The organism is Pseudoxanthomonas mexicana, assembly GCF_014397415.1.
GTDB lineage: Bacteria > Pseudomonadota > Gammaproteobacteria > Xanthomonadales > Xanthomonadaceae > Pseudoxanthomonas_A > Pseudoxanthomonas_A mexicana.
In genome coordinates this window covers 1,845,083-1,862,611 of sequence record NZ_CP060731.1, presented here as the reverse complement: position 1 = coordinate 1,862,611, position 17,529 = coordinate 1,845,083, and the positions used below count along the sequence as shown (strand labels likewise).

Genomic DNA, 17,529 nt, shown 5'->3' with positions numbered 1-17,529 from the left:
GCCGGCAGGACAAGGCATGGGGTCGCCCCCATGCCTTTCAGGATTAGAACTGCAGGCCGCCTTCGCGGGCCGCGTCGGCCAGGGCCTTGATGCGGCCGTGGTAACGGTAGCCCGAGCGATCGAACGCGATCTTCTCGATGCCCGCGGCCTTGGCGCGCTCGGCGATGACCTGACCCACGCGGGCGGCGGCGTCGCTGTTCTTGCCGTTCTTCAGGCCATCCTTGACGTCGGCCTGCAGGGTGTTGGCGGAGGCGATGACCTTGGCGCCGTCGGCGGTGAACAGCTGGGCGTAGATGTGCTGGCCGGTGCGCAGCACCGACAGGCGCGGCACGCCGAGCTCGCGGATGTGCGCACGGGTCGACTTGGCGCGACGCAGGCGGGCGGTGTTCTTGATGCTCATGATCTGGTTCCTCGAAGCCGAAAGCCCGGTTAGGCCTTCTTCGCTTCCTTGCGGATGATGGTTTCGTCGGAGTACTTCACGCCCTTGCCCTTGTAGGGCTCCGGCGGACGGAAACCGCGGATCTTGGCGGCGACTTCACCCACGCGCTGCTTGTCGGCGCCCTGCACCAGGATTTCGGTCTGGGTCGGGGTGGCGATGGTGATGCCTTCCGGCGTCTTGAACAGGATCGGGTGGGAGAAACCCAGCGACAGGTTCAGGTCCTTGCCCTGCATCGCGGCACGGTAGCCCACGCCCACCAGCTCGAGCTTGCGCTCGAAGCCTTCCGACACGCCCTTGACCATGTTGGCCAGGATCGCGCGGATGGTGCCGGTGATGGCGTCGTCGGCCGGGGTGGCGGGCGACAGGTTGGCCACGCCGTTGTCGACATTCACGTCGACGCCGGCCGGCTTGGCGATGGACAGGGTGCCCTTCGGGCCCTTGACGTTGAGGGTCTCGCCCTGGGTGCTCAGTTCGACGCCCTTGGGGAGATTGATCGGCTTCTTGGCTACGCGGGACATGTTCTGGGCTCCTTCGCTTAGGCCACGAAGCACAGGACTTCACCACCCACGCCGGCCGCACGGGCCTGCGCATCGGTCATGATGCCCTTGGAAGTGGAGATGATGGCGACGCCCAGGCCACCGAGGACCTTGGGCAGCTCGGCCTTGCCACGGTACTGGCGCAGGCCCGAACGGGACACGCGGCTCAGCTTCTCGATGACCGGCTTGCCTTCGAAGTACTTCAGGACGATCTCGAGCTCGGCCTTGTTGTTCTCGGTCTTCGTCACGCGGACGTCGCCGATATAGCCTTCGGCCTTCAGCACGTTGGCGATCGAGGTCTTGATCTTGGAGGACGGCATCTTCACCGTCGGCTTGCCCACAGCGGCGGCATTGCGAATGCGCACCAGCATGTCGGCGATGGGATCAGTCATGCTCATTAGAGTCTGCCTTATGAGTAGCACCGATATCCGCTTTCGCGAAAATCTTGTGTTGTCCCTGGAACCCCCAGGCGGGCCGCCGGCGGACCGGCACTCCCCGGCCAGGCCACGGGAGCCGAACATTGTACAACAACAAGTCCGGCCTGTGCCGGACTTGTCGCTTCACTCCGTGCGACCGCCCTCGCGGGCGGCGCGGGAGACTGTTACCAGCTGGCCTTGCGCAGGCCGGGCACGTCGCCGTTCATGGTGGCCTTGCGCAGCATGTTGCGGCCCAGGCCGAACTTGCGGTACACGCCACGCGAACGACCGGACAGCTCGCAGCGGTTGCGCTGGCGGCTCGGCGAGGAGTCGCGCGGCAGCTTCTGCAACTTGGTGACCGCCTCGATCTTCTCTTCGTACGACGCAGTCGTACTCGAGATGATCTTCTTCAGCGCATCGCGCTTGGCGGCGTACTGCTTGGCCAGCTTTTCCCGCTTGATGTCGCGGTTGACCATCGAGGTCTTTGCCATGATGTCTTCTTCCTAGCGAATCAGTTGCGGAACGGGAACTTGAACGCTTCGAGCAGCGCCTTGGCTTCGGCGTCGTTCTTGGCGGTCGTGGTGATGGCGATATCCATGCCGCGGATCGCGTCGACGGCGTCGAAGTCGATTTCCGGGAAGATGATCTGTTCCTTCACGCCCATGTTGTAGTTGCCGCGACCGTCGAAGGAACGGCCGGACACGCCACGGAAGTCGCGGACGCGCGGCAGCGAGATGCTGATCAGGCGGTCCAGGAACTCGTACATCTTGGCGCGACGCAGGGTGACCTTGCAGCCGATCGGCCAACCGTCGCGGATCTTGAACGAAGCCACCGACACGCGGGACTTGGTCGTGATCGGCTTCTGGCCGGTGATCTTGGCCAGGTCGGCCACGGCGTTTTCCAGGATCTTCTTATTGGTCGCCGCTTCACCCACACCCATGTTGATGGTGATCTTGGTGATCTTCGGCACTTCCATCGGATTGGTGTAGCCGAACTTCTTCATCAGAGCCGGCGCCACTTCTTCCTTGTACATTTTTTCGAGACGGGTGGTCATGACCTCATTCCTCAGGCGTCGAGCGCCTCACCGCTGGAGCGGAACACGCGCAGTTTGCGTCCATCCTCCAGCACCTTGAAACCGATACGCTCGCCCTTACCCGTCGCCGGGTTGAACAGCGCGACATTGGAAATGTGGATCGAGCGCTCGCTTTCCACCACGCCACCCGCGATGCCGGCCTGCGGGTTCGGCTTGGTGTGGCGCTTGACGACATTCACGTTGGAGACGACCACGCGGTCGCCGTCCACGCGCACAACGTCGCCCTTCTTGCCCTTGTCCTTGCCGGTGATGACGACGACCTGGTCGCCCTTCTTGATACGGTTAGCCATTTCTATGTCCTCCGCTCAGAGCACTTCAGGCGCGAGCGAAACGATCTTCATGAACTTCTCGGAACGCAGCTCGCGGGTCACGGGCCCGAAGATGCGGGTGCCGATCGGCTCCTGCTTGTTGTTGAGCAGCACGGCTGCGTTGCCGTCGAAGCGGATCAGCGAACCGTCCGGGCGGCGGACGCCCTTGCGGGTACGCACGACCACGGCGTCGTAGACTTCGCCCTTCTTGACCTTGCCGCGCGGAATGGCGTCCTTAACGGTCACCTTGATGATGTCGCCGATGCCGGCGTAACGGCGCTTGGAGCCGCCCAGCACCTTGATGCACATCAGTTCCTTGGCGCCGGAGTTGTCGGCCGCGTCAAGGTAGCTCTGCATCTGGATCATGATTCAGATCTCCTCTTTATTCGGCCGCGCGGGTGATGATTTCCACCACGCGCCAGTTCTTGGTCTTGGACATCGGGGCGATCTCGGTCACGCGCACCACGTCGCCTTCCTTGCAGCTGTTGTCCGCGTCGTGCGCGTGCAGCTTGGTGGAACGCTTGATGTACTTGCCGTACAGGGCGTGCTTGACCTGACGCTCCACCAGGACGGTGACCGTCTTGTCCATCTTGTTGCTGACGACGCGGCCTTCGATGGTGCGTTGCGCTTTGTCTTTGTTATCGCTCATCTTGGTCGCTCCTTACTTCTGGCTGCCCAGCAGGGTCTTGACGCGAGCGATCTCGCGACGGACCCGGCGGGTTTCATGCGTCTTCGGCAGCTGGCCGGTCACCTTCTGCATGCGCAGGGAGAACTGCTCCTTGCGCAACTCGGTCAGGTGGGCCTTCAGCTCGTCAGCCGATTTCTCGCGGAGTTGCTTGAGTTCCATTAGCGCACCGTCCGGGTCACGAAAGTGGTGGTGACCGACAGCTTGGCCGCGGCCAGGCGGAACGCCTCGCGCGCGATGTCCTCGCTGACGCCTTCGATTTCATAGATCATGCGGCCCGGCTGGATCTGGGCGACCCAGTACTCGACGTTACCCTTACCCGAACCCATTCGGACTTCGATGGGCTTCTTGGTAATCGGCTTGTCGGGGAACACGCGGATCCACATCTTGCCGCCGCGCTTGACGTAGCGGCTGATCGAGCGGCGGGCCGCTTCGATCTGGCGCGCGGTCAGCTGACCGTGCGCCGTGGCCTTCAGGCCGTACTCGCCGAAACTGACGAGGTTACCGTTCCAGCTCAGGCCTTCGTTCCGGCCCTTGTGCATCTTGCGGTATTTGGTTCGCTTGGGTTGCAACATGACTGATTACCTCGCGTCGCGGTCACGAGCCGGGCGCGAAGGACGCTCGCTACGCTCGGGGCGCGCGTCGTCCTGCTTCTCCTGACCCACCTGGCTGAAATCGAAGATTTCGCCCTTGTAGACCCACACCTTGATGCCGATGATGCCGTAGGTGGTCTTCGCCTCGGCAAAACCGTAATCGATGTCGGCACGCAGCGTGTGCAGCGGCACGCGGCCTTCGCGGTACCACTCGGAACGGGCGATTTCCGCACCGTTCAAGCGGCCTGCCACGTTGACCTTGATGCCCAGGGCACCCAGGCGCATCGCGTTGCCCACGGCGCGCTTCATGGCGCGGCGGAACATGATGCGGCGCTCCAGCTGCTGCGCGATCGATTCGGCCACCAGCTGGGCGTCCAGCTCGGGCTTGCGCACTTCGGTGACGTTGATGTGCGCCGGGACGCCCATCAGGTCACTCACTTCCTTGCGCAGCTTCTCGATGTCCTCACCGCGCTTGCCGATCACCACGCCCGGACGGGCGGTGTGGATGGTCACGCGGGCGGTCTTGGCCGGACGCTCGATCAGGATCTTGGAAATGCCGGCCTGGGCCAGCTTCTTGCGAAGCATCTCGCGCACCTTGAGGTCCGCGGCCAGATAGTCGGCGTAGTCGCGCTTGTTGGCGAACCACTTGGAATTCCAGTCCTTGGCGATGCCCAGGCGGATACCGGTCGGATGAACTTTGTGACCCATACTTATTTGCCCTCGCCCACGACCACGGTGATGTGGCTGGTGCGCTTCAGAATGCGGGTGCCACGGCCCTTGGCGCGGGCCATGAAACGCTTCAGCATCGGACCTTCGTCGACCATGATGGTCTTGACCTTCAGCTCGTCGACGTCGGCGCCCTGGTTGTTCTCGGCGTTGGCGATGGCGGACTCCACGACCTTCTTGATCAGGTGGGCAGCCTTCTTGTCCGAGAACTTCAGCAGGTTGACGGCGCGCTCGGCCGGCAGCCCGCGCACCTGATCGGCGACCAGGCGGGCCTTCTGGGGGGAGATGCGCGCGGTGCGCAGGATGGCTTTCGCTTCCATGGTCATCTCTCCTTACTTCTTGCCGCCGGCTTTCTTGTCGCCACCGTGACCCTTGAAGGTACGGGTGACGGCAAACTCGCCGAGCTTGTGGCCGACCATGTTCTCGTTGACCAGCACCGGAACGTGGTTCTTGCCATTGTGGATGGCGATCGTGAAACCCACCATTTCCGGCAGGATCATCGAACGGCGCGACCAGGTCTTGATCGGCTTCTTGCTGCCGCCCGCGGCCTCCACCTTCTTGACGAGGTGGTGATCGACGAACGGGCCCTTCTTGAGTGAACGTGCCATGGTCGATTAGCCCCTACGATCGCGGACGATGAATTGCTGCGTGCGCTTGTTCTTGCGCGTCTTGTAACCCTTGGTCGGCACACCCCACGGGGTGACCGGGTGCGGGTTGCCCTGGCCGGCCTTGGCCTCACCACCACCGTGCGGGTGGTCGACGGGGTTCATGGCCGCACCGCGGACGGTCGGCTTGACACCGCGCCAGCGCTTGGCGCCGGCCTTGCCCAACTTCTCCAGGCTGTGCTCGTCGTTGCCCACTTCGCCAACGGTGGCGCGGCACTCGACCTGCACCTTGCGCATCTCGCCGGAGCGGAGGCGCAGCGTGGCAAAACCCTGCTCGCGGGCGACCAACTGCACGGCGGCGCCGGCGGCGCGGGCGATCTGCGCGCCCTTGCCCGGCTTCAGCTCGATGCCGTGGATCGTCGTACCGACCGGGATGTTGCGCAGCGGCAGCGTGTTGCCGGCCTTGATCGGCGCATCGCTACCGGCGATGACCTGGTCGCCGGCCTTCAGGCCCTTGGGGGCGATGATGTAGCGGCGCTCGCCATCGACATAGCACAGCAGCGCGATGTGCGCGGTGCGGTTGGGATCGTATTCGATCCGCTCCACGCGCGCCGGAATGCCTTCCTTGTCGCGCTTGAAGTCGATGAGGCGGTAGTGCTGCTTGTGGCCACCACCGATGTGGCGGGTGGTGATGCGACCGTGGTGGTTACGACCACCGGTCTTGCTCTGCTTCTCGAGGAGCGGCGCATGCGGCGCTCCCTTGTGCAGGTCGGGTGTCACCACGCGGACGGCGGAACGGCGGCCGGCGGAGGTGGGTTTGAACTTCATCAATGGCATGTGGGTCTACCTCAGGCCTTGGCCGACACGTCGATGGCCTGGCCATCGGCCAGACGCACGTACGCCTTGCGCCAGTCGCCGCGGCGGCCGGCGCGGTTGCGGAAGGACTTGTTCTTGCCCTTCACGTTCACCACGTTGACCGTCTCGACCTTGACGTCGAACAGCTGCTCGACCGCGGCCTTGACATCGGCCTTGGTGGCATCGTTCGAGACTTCGAAGACGTATTGGTTGGAGAGTTCCTGCAGGCGCACGGTCTTTTCGGAGACACGCGGAGCGCGCAGCACGGCAAAAATCTTTTCGTTGCTGATCATGCCAGCCACTCCTCGATCTTCTTGATGGCGTCGGCCGTGATCAGCACGGAGTCGGCACCGACCAGCGCCGCCGGATCCAGGCCCTGCACGTCGCGCACTTCCACGTAGGGAAGATTGCGGGCGGACAGGTACAGGTGCTCGGAGGCATCCTCGGTGACGATCAGCGGACGCTTGCCCAGATCCAGGCCCTTCAGCTTCTCGACCAGGGCGCTGGTCTTGGTGGCGTCCACATCGAACGCTTCCACGACCTTCAGGCGGTTCTGGCGGTTCAGCTCCGACAGGATCGAGCTGATGGCCGCGCGGTACATCTTGCGGTTCACCTTCTGCGCGAAGCTGCGCGGCTTGGCCGCGAAGGTCACGCCGCCGCCGACGAAGATCGGCGCGGTCAGGGCGCCGTGACGGGCGCCGCCGCCCTTCTGCTTCTTGGACTTCTTGGTGGTGCCGTTCACTTCGGCGCGAGTCTTCTGCGCCTTGGTGCCGGAACGACCGGCGTTGCGGTAGGCAACGACGACCTGATGGACCAGATCCTCGCTGAATTCGCGGCCGAACACGTCGTCGGAGACCGACAGCTTGTTGGCGCTACCTGTAATGGCTAGTTCCATGGTCGTTCTCCTCAACCCTTGCTTGCCGGACGCACGATCACGTCGCCACCCGGCGCACCCGGCACGGCGCCGCGAACGGCGATCAGGCCGCGCTCGGCGTCCACGCGGACGATTTCCAGGTTCTGCGTGCTCTGCTGCACGGCGCCCATGTGGCCGGACATCTTCTTGCCCGGGAACACGCGACCCGGCGTCTGGCGCTGACCCAGCGAACCCGGCGCGCGATGCGACAGCGAGTTACCGTGGGTGGCGTCGCCCATGCGGAAGTTCCAGCGCTTGATGGTGCCCTGGAAGCCCTTGCCCTTGGTGATGCCCTGGACGTCGACCTTCTGGCCCACTTCAAAGATGTCGGCCTTGATCTCGCCGCCGACGGCGAAGTCGCCCAGCTTGTCGGCTTCGATACGCAGCTCCCACAGGCCACGACCGGCTTCGACCTTGGCCTTGGCCAGGTGACCGGCGACCGGCTTGGTGACGAGCGAGGCGCGACGGCTGCCCACGGCGACCTGCACGGCGCTGTAGCCGTCGGTTTCCGGGGTCTTGATCTGAGTGATACGGTTCGGGGTTGCTTCGATCAGCGTCACCGGAATGGACTTGCCATCTTCGGTGAACACACGGGTCATGCCGGCCTTGCGGCCAACGAGACCCAACGAATACTTCTTCGCGGTCATGGTCGTTGGCCTCAGGTCAGCTTGATCTGAACGTCGACGCCGGCAGCCAGTTCGAGCTTCATCAGCGCGTCCACGGTCTTGTCGTTGGGGTCGACGATGTCGAGCACGCGCTTGTGCGTGCGGGTCTCATACTGGTCGCGCGCGTCCTTGTCGACGTGCGGGGATACCAGGATGGTGAAACGTTCGATCTTGGTCGGCAGCGGGATCGGGCCGCGCACCTGCGCGCCGGTCCGCTTGGCCGTCTCAACGATCTCGCTGGCCGAGCGGTCGATCAGACGATGATCGTACGCCTTGAGCCGGATTCGGATCTTTTGGTCCGCCATGACGGAAATTTCCTTCGTTAAAGAGCGACGGGCGCGGCCTCTGGGATGCCTTGCCCCGGTTAGTCCAAGCTGATCCATTTCCCCACCGCCCGCGAGGACTCCACGAGCGGAAAGCACCTGAATCGGCTGGGGATTCTTCCTGAAAAACAAGGCAGGCCGGTAAACCGGCCCGCCCAGACATGAAAGTATAGGACGCGTGACACACCCCGTCAACCACCAGGGCGCCCTGCCCGGCCGAAGCCTGCAGGATGGCACGCGACACTCCGTGTCTGGCGAACACGAGGCGCATCCTGCACCTCTTTTCGCGGTAGGCCGGCCTCCTCCCAGGGGGCGCCGGCAGTTATTGCGATCCTGAATAGCGGGTCGCCATTCGGGGGCCGGCATTGTAGCCGTTCAACACTCTTGCCGCAAGCGTTTCGCGCCTTCAGCGGATGCACCCAGAAGGAAGGCCGGCGTTACCGGCCCTCCCGGGTTGCGGGGCGCGCCCGGAGGCGCGACACGCGGGACCGCCGGGGCCTTACTTGATGATCTTGGCCACCACGCCGGCGCCGACCGTACGGCCGCCCTCGCGGATCGCGAAGCGCAGGCCTTCGTCCATCGCCACCGGGTTGATCAGCGTGACCACCATCTTCACGTTGTCGCCCGGCATCACCATCTCCACGCCTTCCGGCAGCTGCACCGCACCGGTGATGTCGGTGGTGCGGAAGTAGAACTGCGGGCGGTAGCCCTTGAAGAACGGGGTGTGACGGCCGCCTTCGTCCTTGCTCAGCACGTAGACTTCGGCTTCGAACTCGGTGTGCGGGGTGATCGAACCCGGCTTGGCCAGCACCTGGCCACGCTCCACGTCGTCACGCTTGGTGCCGCGCAGCAGCAGACCGGCGTTGTCGCCCGCCTGACCCTGGTCCAGCAGCTTGCGGAACATTTCCACGCCCGTGACCGTGGTCTTCTGGGTCGGACGGATACCGACGATTTCGATTTCGTCGCCCACCTTGATGATGCCGCGCTCGATACGACCGGTCACCACGGTGCCGCGGCCGGAAATCGAGAACACGTCTTCCACCGGCATCAGGAACGGCTTGTCGACGTCACGCTCCGGGGTCGGGATCCAGGTATCCAGCGCGTCCACCAGCTTCAGGATCGCCGGCACGCCGATCTCGCTCTGGTCGCCTTCCAGCGCCAGACGGGCCGAGCCCGAGATGATCGGGGTGTCGTCGCCCGGGAACTCGTACTTGCTCAGCAGTTCGCGGACTTCCATCTCCACCAGCTCCAGCAGCTCGGCGTCGTCCACCATGTCGGCCTTGTTCAGGAACACGACGATGTACGGCACGCCCACCTGGCGCGACAGCAGGATGTGCTCACGCGTCTGCGGCATCGGGCCGTCGGCGGCCGAGCACACCAGGATCGCGCCGTCCATCTGCGCCGCACCGGTGATCATGTTCTTCACGTAGTCGGCGTGGCCCGGGCAGTCCACGTGCGCGTAGTGGCGCGTGGCCGATTCGTATTCCACGTGCGCCGTCGAAATCGTGATGCCGCGCGCCTTCTCTTCCGGCGCCGCGTCGATCGCGTCGTACGCCTTGAACTCGCCACCGAAACGCTCCGCGCCGATCTTCGTCAGCGCCGCCGTCAGCGTCGTCTTGCCGTGGTCAACGTGGCCAATCGTGCCCACGTTCACGTGCGGCTTGGTGCGTTCGAATTTACCCTTTGCCATTGTCTTCTACCTTGTTATGCGTGATTCATGACAGGAGCGCCGGGCATCGCATCCGCGATGCCCGGCCCCCAACTCTTAGTTCTTCTTGACGACCGCGTCGGCGATGTTGGCCGGCGCCTCCGCGTAATGGTCGAATTCCATCGAGAACGTGGCGCGACCCTGCGACATCGAACGCAGCGTGGTGGCGTAGCCGAACATTTCGCCCAGCGGCACCATCGCGTTGATCACCTTGCCGGACGGACTGTCGTCCTGACCCTGCAGGATGCCGCGACGACGGCTCACGTCGCCCATCACGTCGCCCAGATAGTCTTCCGGGGTGACGATCTCGACCTTCATGATCGGCTCCAGCAGGACCGGCTGGGCCTTGCTGAAGGCTTCCTTGAACGCCATCGAGCCGGCGACCTTGAACGCCATTTCGTTGGAGTCGACGTCATGGAAGGAGCCGTCCACGGCCTTGATGGCGATGTCGACGACCGGGAAGCCGGCCAGCGGACCGCTCTTCATGGCCTCTTCGATGCCCTTGCCTGCCGCCGCGACGTATTCCTTCGGCACGACACCGCCGACGATGGCGCTCTCGTACGAGAAACCCACGCCGCGCTCGACCGGCGACATCTCGATGACGATGTGGCCGTACTGGCCGCGACCGCCCGACTGGCGCACGAACTTGCCTTCCTGCTTGATCGCCTTGCGGATCGTCTCGCGATAGGCCACCTGCGGCTTGCCGACGTTGGCCTCCACGTTGAACTCGCGCTTCATGCGGTCAACGATGATGTCCAGGTGCAGCTCGCCCATGCCCGAGATGATGGTCTGACCCGATTCCTCGTCGGTACGGACGCGGAACGAGGGATCTTCCTGCGCCAGGCGGCCCAGCGCCAAACCCATCTTCTCCTGGTCGGACTTGGTCTTCGGTTCGACGGCCATCGAGATGACCGGCTCCGGGAAGCTCATGCGCTCGAGGATGATCGGGGCGTCCTGCGCACACAGGGTGTCACCGGTGGTGACGTCCTTCAGGCCCACGGCCGCCGCGATATCGCCGGCCAGCACTTCCTTGATCTCGTCACGGTTGTTGGAGTGCATCTGCAACAGACGACCGATGCGCTCCTTCTTGCCCTTGACCGAGTTGAAAACCTGATCGCCGGCATTCAGCGTTCCCGAATACACGCGGAAGAAGGTGAGCGAGCCTACGAACGGATCGGTCATGATCTTGAAGGCCAACGCCGAGAACGGCGCCTTGTCGCTGGAATCGCGGGTCAGCTCCTTGGATTCGTCATCCACGTCGGTGCCCTTCACCGCCGGCACGTCCACCGGCGACGGCAGCAGCTTGACCACGCCGTCCAGCATGGCCTGCACGCCCTTGTTCTTGAATGCCGAGCCGCAGAACATCGGCACGATCTCGGTCTTCAGCGTACGGGCACGCAGCGCGGAATAGATCTCGTCCTCGGTCAGCTCCTCGCCACCCAGGTACTTGTCCATCAGCTCCTCATTGGCCTCGGCGGCCGACTCGACCATGAACGCACGAGCCTCCTCCGCCACGGACTGCAGGTCAGCCGGGATGTCGCGGTACTCGAAGGTCATGCCCTGGGTCTTGTCGTCCCACGCGATGGCCTTCATCTTGACCAGGTCGACCACGCCGACAAAACCATCCTCGGCACCGATCGGCACCTGCATCGGCACCGGCGAGGCGCCCAGACGCGACTTCAGCTGGTCACGGACCTTGAAGAAGTTGGCGCCCGTCCGGTCCATCTTGTTGACGAACGCGATGCGCGGAACGTGGTACTTGTTGGCCTGGCGCCACACGGTCTCGGACTGCGGCTGCACGCCGCCCACGGCGCACAGCACGAACACCGCGCCGTCGAGCACGCGCAGCGAGCGCTCCACTTCGATGGTGAAGTCGACGTGCCCGGGGGTGTCGATGATGTTGAAGCGATGCTCCGGCATGGACTTGTCCATACCCTTCCAGAACGCGGTGGTGGCGGCGGACTGGATCGTGATGCCACGCTCCTGCTCCTGCTCCATCCAGTCCATGGTCGCGGCACCGTCGTGCACTTCACCGATCTTGTGGCTCTTGCCGGTGTAGAACAGGATGCGCTCGGACGTGGTGGTCTTGCCGGCGTCGATGTGCGCCATGATGCCGAAGTTGCGGTAACGCTCGATGGGAGTGGTGCGAGCCACGACAGTCTCTCTTTTCTGATGGAGGGCCGGCGGGATGCCGTGGCCTTCCGTGGAGGGCGGATCTTCAGATGGCCGAATGCCGCCTTTCGGCGGCCTTCGGGATCGGGACGCCGGAGCGCGTCCCAGGGGCACCTAGATGGTGCCGAGGGCCCTTGATCGCAAGGGCCCGCAGGCCGTTACCAGCGGTAGTGCGCGAACGCCTTGTTCGCTTCCGCCATGCGGTGGGTCTCTTCACGCTTCTTGATGGCGCCGCCGCGGTTCTCGGAGGCATCCAGCAGTTCGGCGGCCAGCTTGCGCGGCATGGAGTTCTCGCCGCGCTTGCGGGCGGACTCGATCAGCCAGCGCATCGCCAGCGCCATGCGACGCGAGGAACGCACTTCGACCGGCACCTGGTAGGTGGCGCCGCCGACGCGGCGGGACTTCACCTCGACGGCCGGAGAGACGTTGTCCAGCGCCTTCTCGACCAGTTCCAGGGCGTTCGGGTTCTTCTCGCCGATCACGTCCATGGCGCCGTAGACGATCTTCTCGGCGACGGACTTCTTGCCGCTCAGCATCACCATATTGATGAAGCGGGCGATCGTCTGGCTGCCGTGCTTGGGGTCCGGCAGGATTTCACGTTGGGGGGCAGAGCCTTTGCGCGACATGTTCGTTTATTCCTTAAGCCTTGGGACGCTTGGCGCCGTACTTGGAACGGCCCTGACGGCGCTTGGCGACGCCCGAGGCGTCCAGCGAGCCGCGCACGGTGTGGTAACGCACGCCCGGCAGGTCCTTCACGCGACCGCCGCGCACGAGCACCACGGAGTGCTCCTGCAGGTTGTGGCCTTCGCCGCCGATGTAGCTGATGATCTCTTCCTGGTTGGTCAGGCGCACCTTGGCGACCTTGCGCAGGGCCGAGTTCGGCTTCTTCGGGGTGGTCGTATAGACACGGGTGCACACGCCGCGACGCTGCGGGCAGTTGTCCAGCGCGGGCGACTGGCTCTTGTACGTGGGGGCCTGCCGCGGCTTGCGGACCAGCTGATTGACGGTTGCCATAGTGGATTCTTCGTGTGAAGGCCGGAGCCTTGTTTGACATGAAAACGAAGGCAGGCCGCAAGACGGCCCACCTAGACGGAAAAGTATAGCCGGCCACCCGCCCTACCGTCAACGCGACGGGGGTGGGTGCCTGCCAACTGACTGCGATCCCGCCCTTCCTGGGCCGAAAACGAGGCGCGTCCTGCGCCTCTTTTCGTGGTCTGGGACGGCCCGGGGGCCGTCGGGTGGTACGGATTTAGCTGGCGCTGGACTCCTCGCCCGCCTCGTCCGAGGCCACGGCCGCCGGGGCGACCGGCTCACTGACGACGCCGGACAGGGCGTCGACCTCGGCCTCGGTCAGACCGGAGGCATTGCGGCGGCGCTGGTTGTGGTACGCCAGACCGGTGCCGGCCGGGATCAGGCGACCGACGATGACGTTCTCCTTCAGGCCACGCAGGGTATCGCGCGTACCACGGACAGCCGCCTCGGTCAGCACGCGGGTGGTCTCCTGGAAGGAGGCCGCGGAGATGAACGATTCGGTCGCCAGCGACGCCTTGGTGATGCCCAGCAGCACGGGATCGTACTTGGCGGGCAGCTCGTTACGCGCGGCCAGCTTGGCGTTCTCCTCGATCACGCGCTGCTTCTCGACCTGCTCGCCCGCCAGGAACTTGCTGTTGCCGGCATCGGTGATCTCGACCTTGCGCAGCATCTGGCGGGTGATCACCTCGATGTGCTTGTCGTTGATCTTCACGCCCTGCAGGCGGTACACGTCCTGGATTTCCTTCACCAGGTAGGCGGCCAGCGGCTCGACGCCCAGCAGGCGCAGGATGTCCTGCGGGCTCGGCTCGCCGTCCACGATGGTTTCGCCCTTGGCCACGTGTTCGCCTTCGAACACGATGATCTGGCGGAACTTCGGGATCAGCTCCTCGTGCTCGGAACCGTCGGTGTCCTTGATGATCAGGCGCTGCTTGCCCTTGGTGTCCTTGCCGAAGCTGATGATGCCGGAACGCTCGGCCAGGATGGCCGGGTCCTTCGGCTTGCGGGCTTCGAACAGGTCGGCCACGCGCGGCAGACCGCCGGTGATGTCGCGCGTCTTGGACGCTTCCTGCGGCACCTTGGTGACCACGTCGCCCACGCCGACGGGCGCACCGTCCTGCAGGTTGACGATCGAGCGCGGCGGCAGCAGGTACTGCGCCGGCAGGTCGGTCCCCGGAATGCTCAGGTCCTTGCCGTCCTTGTCCACGATGCGGACGATCGGACGCAGGTCCTTGCCCTGCGAACCGCGACGCTTCGGATCGGTGATCTCGCGCGAGGCCAGACCGGTCAGTTCGTCGGTCTTCTCGATGACGGTGACGCCGTCGACGAAGTCGACGAAGCGCACGAAACCGGCCACTTCCGACACGATCGGGTGGTTGTGCGGATCCCAGTTCGCCACGGCCTGGCCGGCGGTGATCTGGTCGCCGTCCTTGACGTTGATGGTGGCGCCGTAGGGCAGCTTGTAGCGCTCGCGCTCACGGCCGTGGCCGTCGAGCACCGACAGTTCGCCCGAACGCGAGACGGCGACCAGGCTGCCGTTGGCGTGTTCGACGAACTTCAGGTTGTTGAACTTGATCGAGCCGGTGGTCTTGACGGTGATGTTGTCGACCGCCGCCGCACGCGATGCCGCACCACCGATGTGGAACGTACGCATGGTCAGCTGGGTGCCGGGCTCGCCGATCGACTGCGCGGCGATGACGCCGACCGCTTCGCCGATGTTGACGATGTGGCCACGGGCCAGGTCGCGGCCATAGCAGTGGGCGCAGACGCCGAAATCGGACTCGCAGGTGATGGTGGAGCGCACCTTCAGCGCCTGCACGCCGGCGTCTTCCAGCTTCTGCACCCAGGCTTCGTCCAGCAGCGTGTTGCGGGTGACGATCGGATCCTCGTCGTTGCCCGGCAGGAACACATCCTCGGCCACGATGCGGCCCAGCACGCGGTCACGCAGCGGCTCGACCACGTCGCCGCCTTCCACGATCGGGGTCATCATCAGGCCTTCCGACGTGCCGCAGTCGACCTCGGTGATCACCACGTCCTGCGCCACGTCGACCAGGCGACGGGTCAGGTAACCGGAGTTCGCGGTCTTCAGCGCGGTATCGGCCAGGCCCTTGCGGGCACCGTGCGTGGAGTTGAAGTACTCCTGCACGTTCAAGCCTTCGCGGAAGTTCGCCTTGATGGGCGTCTCGATAATCGAGCCGTCGGGGCGGGCCATCAGGCCGCGCATGCCGGCCAGCTGGCGGATCTGGGCCTGGCTACCACGGGCGCCGGAGTCGGCCATGATGTAGAGCGAGTTCATCGACTTCTCGTTGATGGTCTCGCCCTTGGCGTTCTTCACCTTGTCGGTGCCGATGGTGTCCATCATCGCCTTGGCGATGCGCTCGTTGGTGCGCGACCAGATGTCGACCACCTTGTTGTAGCGCTCGCCGGCGGTGACCAGACCGCTCTGGTACTGCTCCTGGATCTCCAGCACTTCCTGCTCGGCTTCGCCCAGGATGCCCTTCTTCTCGGCCGGGATCAGCATGTCGTCGATACCGATGGAGACGCCGGCGCGCGTGGCGTACGCGAAGCCGGTGTACATCAGCTTGTCGGCGAACACGACCGTGTCCTTCAGGCCCAGCATGCGGTAGCTGGAGTTGATCAGGCGGCTGATGGCCTTCTTGTTCAGTTCGGTGTTCACTAGGGCGAACGGCAGGCCTTCCGGCAGGATCTCGGCCAGCAGCGCGCGACCGATCGTGGTGTCCACGATGCTGGTCTGCTTGCTGCGGCCGCCTTCCTCGTCGATCACGGTGCCGCTGATGCGGACCTTGACCTTGGCGTGCAGCTCGACGGCGCGGTTGTCGTAGGCGCGCTTGACCTCGGCGATATTGGCGAACGCCATGCCCTCGCCCTTCTTGTTCTCCAGCGCGCGGGTCATGTAGTACAGGCCCAGCACGACGTCCTGCGACGGCACGATGATCGGCTCGCCGTTGGCGGGCGACAGGATATTGTTGGACGACATCATCAGCGCGCGCGCTTCCAGCTGGGCTTCCAGCGAGAGCGGCACGTGCACGGCCATCTGGTCACCGTCGAAGTCGGCGTTGAACGCCGTACAGACCAGCGGATGCAGCTGGATGGCCTTGCCTTCGATCAGCACCGGCTCGAACGCCTGGATGCCCAGACGGTGCAGCGTCGGCGCGCGGTTCAGCAGCACCGGGTGCTCGCGGATGACCTCTTCCAGGATGTCCCAGACGTCGGCTTCTTCGCGCTCGACCAGCTTCTTGGCGGCCTTGATGGTGGTGGCCAGGCCGCGGCGCTGCAGCTTGGCGAACACGAACGGCTTGAACAGCTCCAGCGCCATCTTCTTCGGCAGGCCGCATTCGTGCAGGCGCAGGGTCGGGCCGACCACGATGACCGAACGGCCGGAGTAGTCGACGCGCTTGCCCAGCAGGTTCTGGCGGAAGCGGCCCTGCTTGCCCTTGATCATGTCGGCCAGCGACTTCAGCGGGCGCTTGTTGGTGCCGGTGATGGCGCGGCCGCGGCGACCGTTGTCCATCAGGGCGTCCACCGACTCCTGCAGCATGCGCTTCTCGTTGCGCACGATGATGTCGGGCGCGTTGAGCTCCAGCAGGCGGCGCAGGCGGTTGTTGCGGTTGATGACGCGGCGGTACAGGTCGTTCAGGTCGGAGGTCGCGAAGCGGCCGCCATCCAGCGGCACCAGCGGACGCAGGTCCGGCGGCAGCACGGGCAGCACGGTCATGACCATCCATTCAGGACGGTTGCCCGACTCCAGGAACGCCTCGATCAGCTTGATGCGCTTGGTGAGGCGCTTGAGCTTGGTCTCGGAGTTGGTGCTGGCGATTTCCTCGCGCAGGTTCACCATCTCGGCCTGCAGGTCGATGGTGCGCAGCAGGTCGTAGACGGCCTCGGCGCCCATGGCGGCGTCGAAGTCGTCGCCATGTTCCTGGCGCGCCTGCATGAACTGCTCTTCGGTCAGCAGCTGGCGGCGTTCGAGCGAGGTCAGGCCCGGCTCGGTGACGACATAGGCTTCGAAGTACAGCACGCGCTCGATGTCGCGCAGGGTCATGTCCAGCATCAGGCCGATGCGCGACGGCAGCGACTTCAGGAACCAGATGTGCGCGACCGGGCTGGCCAGGTCGATGTGGCCCATGCGCTCACGGCGCACCTTGGCCAGCGTCACTTCCGTACCGCACTTCTCGCAGACCACGCCGCGGTGCTTCATGCGCTTGTACTTGCCGCACAGGCACTCGTAGTCCTTGATCGGGCCGAAGATGGCCGAGCAGAACAGGCCGTCGCGCTCGGGCTTGAACGTCCGGTAGTTGATGGTTTCCGGCTTCTTCACTTCGCCGAAGGACCACGAACGGATCAGGTCCGGCGAAGCCAGCGCGATCTTGATCGCGTCGAAGTCCAGCGTCTGGCGCTGCTGGTTGAAGAGGTTGAGCAGGTCTTTCATTTTGTTTCTCCGT

General features: G+C 64.6%; 23 protein-coding genes. All 23 read right to left on the bottom strand.

The features are described 5' to 3' along the window. Positions 1-43: 43 nt before the first annotated feature. Entirely contained in the window at positions 44-400 is a 357-nt protein-coding gene (gene rplR, locus IAE60_RS08575) for a 50S ribosomal protein L18 (protein ID WP_185895435.1), read from the bottom strand. A gap of 29 nt (positions 401-429) precedes the next feature. Beyond that, positions 430-957, bottom strand: a complete 528-nt coding sequence (gene rplF / locus IAE60_RS08570) for a 50S ribosomal protein L6 (RefSeq protein WP_162109784.1) — start codon at positions 955-957, stop codon at positions 430-432. A gap of 17 nt (positions 958-974) precedes the next feature. Then, the gene (gene rpsH / locus IAE60_RS08565; protein WP_162109785.1) at positions 975-1,373 is read right to left on the bottom strand and encodes a 30S ribosomal protein S8; all 399 of its coding nucleotides are present in this window, start codon (positions 1,371-1,373) and stop codon (positions 975-977) included. 203 nt (positions 1,374-1,576) lie between these two features. Further along, a complete protein-coding gene (gene rpsN / locus IAE60_RS08560; RefSeq protein ID WP_162109786.1) occupies positions 1,577-1,882 on the bottom strand; it encodes a 30S ribosomal protein S14 in 306 nt (101 codons plus the stop codon). Between the two features lie 20 nt (positions 1,883-1,902). Beyond that, positions 1,903-2,445 carry a 50S ribosomal protein L5 gene (gene rplE / locus IAE60_RS08555; protein ID WP_162109787.1) on the bottom strand — a complete coding sequence of 181 codons (543 nt, stop codon included), beginning with the start codon at positions 2,443-2,445 and terminating at the stop codon, positions 1,903-1,905. An 11-nt stretch (positions 2,446-2,456) separates the two neighbouring features. Next, a complete protein-coding gene (gene rplX / locus IAE60_RS08550; RefSeq protein ID WP_162109788.1) occupies positions 2,457-2,774 on the bottom strand; it encodes a 50S ribosomal protein L24 in 318 nt (105 codons plus the stop codon). A gap of 15 nt (positions 2,775-2,789) precedes the next feature. Beyond that, positions 2,790-3,158, bottom strand: a complete 369-nt coding sequence (gene rplN / locus IAE60_RS08545; RefSeq protein WP_013535986.1) for a 50S ribosomal protein L14 — start codon at positions 3,156-3,158, stop codon at positions 2,790-2,792. 16 nt (positions 3,159-3,174) lie between these two features. Further along, positions 3,175-3,441, bottom strand: a complete 267-nt coding sequence (rpsQ, locus tag IAE60_RS08540; protein WP_056878823.1) for a 30S ribosomal protein S17 — start codon at positions 3,439-3,441, stop codon at positions 3,175-3,177. 12 nt (positions 3,442-3,453) lie between these two features. Further along, entirely contained in the window at positions 3,454-3,639 is a 186-nt protein-coding gene (gene rpmC, locus IAE60_RS08535; protein ID WP_055941284.1) for a 50S ribosomal protein L29, read from the bottom strand. Continuing rightward, entirely contained in the window at positions 3,639-4,052 is a 414-nt protein-coding gene (rplP, locus tag IAE60_RS08530; RefSeq protein WP_056878822.1) for a 50S ribosomal protein L16, read from the bottom strand. The genes rpmC and rplP overlap by 1 nt, the downstream gene beginning before the upstream one ends. Before the next feature lie 6 nt (positions 4,053-4,058). Next, positions 4,059-4,778 (bottom strand): 30S ribosomal protein S3, encoded by a 720-nt coding sequence (gene rpsC / locus IAE60_RS08525; protein ID WP_056878821.1) that lies wholly within the window; start codon positions 4,776-4,778, stop codon positions 4,059-4,061. A gap of 2 nt (positions 4,779-4,780) precedes the next feature. Next, a complete protein-coding gene (gene rplV / locus IAE60_RS08520) occupies positions 4,781-5,116 on the bottom strand; it encodes a 50S ribosomal protein L22 (protein ID WP_055943295.1) in 336 nt (111 codons plus the stop codon). A gap of 12 nt (positions 5,117-5,128) precedes the next feature. Next, positions 5,129-5,404 carry a 30S ribosomal protein S19 gene (rpsS, locus tag IAE60_RS08515; RefSeq protein ID WP_055941277.1) on the bottom strand — a complete coding sequence of 92 codons (276 nt, stop codon included), beginning with the start codon at positions 5,402-5,404 and terminating at the stop codon, positions 5,129-5,131. Between the two features lie 6 nt (positions 5,405-5,410). Continuing rightward, the gene (gene rplB, locus IAE60_RS08510; protein WP_185895434.1) at positions 5,411-6,238 is read right to left on the bottom strand and encodes a 50S ribosomal protein L2; all 828 of its coding nucleotides are present in this window, start codon (positions 6,236-6,238) and stop codon (positions 5,411-5,413) included. Positions 6,239-6,249: 11 nt separating this feature from the next. Continuing rightward, a complete protein-coding gene (gene rplW / locus IAE60_RS08505) occupies positions 6,250-6,549 on the bottom strand; it encodes a 50S ribosomal protein L23 (protein WP_055941273.1) in 300 nt (99 codons plus the stop codon). Further along, a complete protein-coding gene (gene rplD / locus IAE60_RS08500) occupies positions 6,546-7,151 on the bottom strand; it encodes a 50S ribosomal protein L4 (protein ID WP_187574529.1) in 606 nt (201 codons plus the stop codon). The genes rplW and rplD overlap by 4 nt, the downstream gene beginning before the upstream one ends. Positions 7,152-7,162: 11 nt before the next feature. Beyond that, on the bottom strand, positions 7,163-7,816 hold the full coding sequence (gene rplC / locus IAE60_RS08495) for a 50S ribosomal protein L3 (RefSeq protein WP_187574528.1): 654 nt from the start codon (positions 7,814-7,816) through the stop codon (positions 7,163-7,165). Between the two features lie 11 nt (positions 7,817-7,827). Further along, positions 7,828-8,139, bottom strand: a complete 312-nt coding sequence (rpsJ, locus tag IAE60_RS08490; protein WP_162109793.1) for a 30S ribosomal protein S10 — start codon at positions 8,137-8,139, stop codon at positions 7,828-7,830. A 517-nt stretch (positions 8,140-8,656) separates the two neighbouring features. Further along, positions 8,657-9,847 carry an elongation factor Tu gene (tuf, locus tag IAE60_RS08485; protein ID WP_162109794.1) on the bottom strand — a complete coding sequence of 397 codons (1,191 nt, stop codon included), beginning with the start codon at positions 9,845-9,847 and terminating at the stop codon, positions 8,657-8,659. A 75-nt stretch (positions 9,848-9,922) separates the two neighbouring features. Further along, entirely contained in the window at positions 9,923-12,019 is a 2,097-nt protein-coding gene (fusA, locus tag IAE60_RS08480) for an elongation factor G (RefSeq protein ID WP_185895431.1), read from the bottom strand. Between the two features lie 176 nt (positions 12,020-12,195). Continuing rightward, positions 12,196-12,663: a 30S ribosomal protein S7 gene (gene rpsG, locus IAE60_RS08475; RefSeq protein WP_056879074.1), complete on the bottom strand. Its 468-nt coding sequence runs from the start codon at positions 12,661-12,663 to the stop codon at positions 12,196-12,198. Between the two features lie 13 nt (positions 12,664-12,676). Continuing rightward, positions 12,677-13,051 carry a 30S ribosomal protein S12 gene (gene rpsL / locus IAE60_RS08470; protein WP_055945224.1) on the bottom strand — a complete coding sequence of 125 codons (375 nt, stop codon included), beginning with the start codon at positions 13,049-13,051 and terminating at the stop codon, positions 12,677-12,679. A gap of 235 nt (positions 13,052-13,286) precedes the next feature. Then, entirely contained in the window at positions 13,287-17,516 is a 4,230-nt protein-coding gene (rpoC, locus tag IAE60_RS08465) for a DNA-directed RNA polymerase subunit beta' (RefSeq protein ID WP_185895430.1), read from the bottom strand. Between the last annotated feature and the right edge of the window lie 13 nt (positions 17,517-17,529).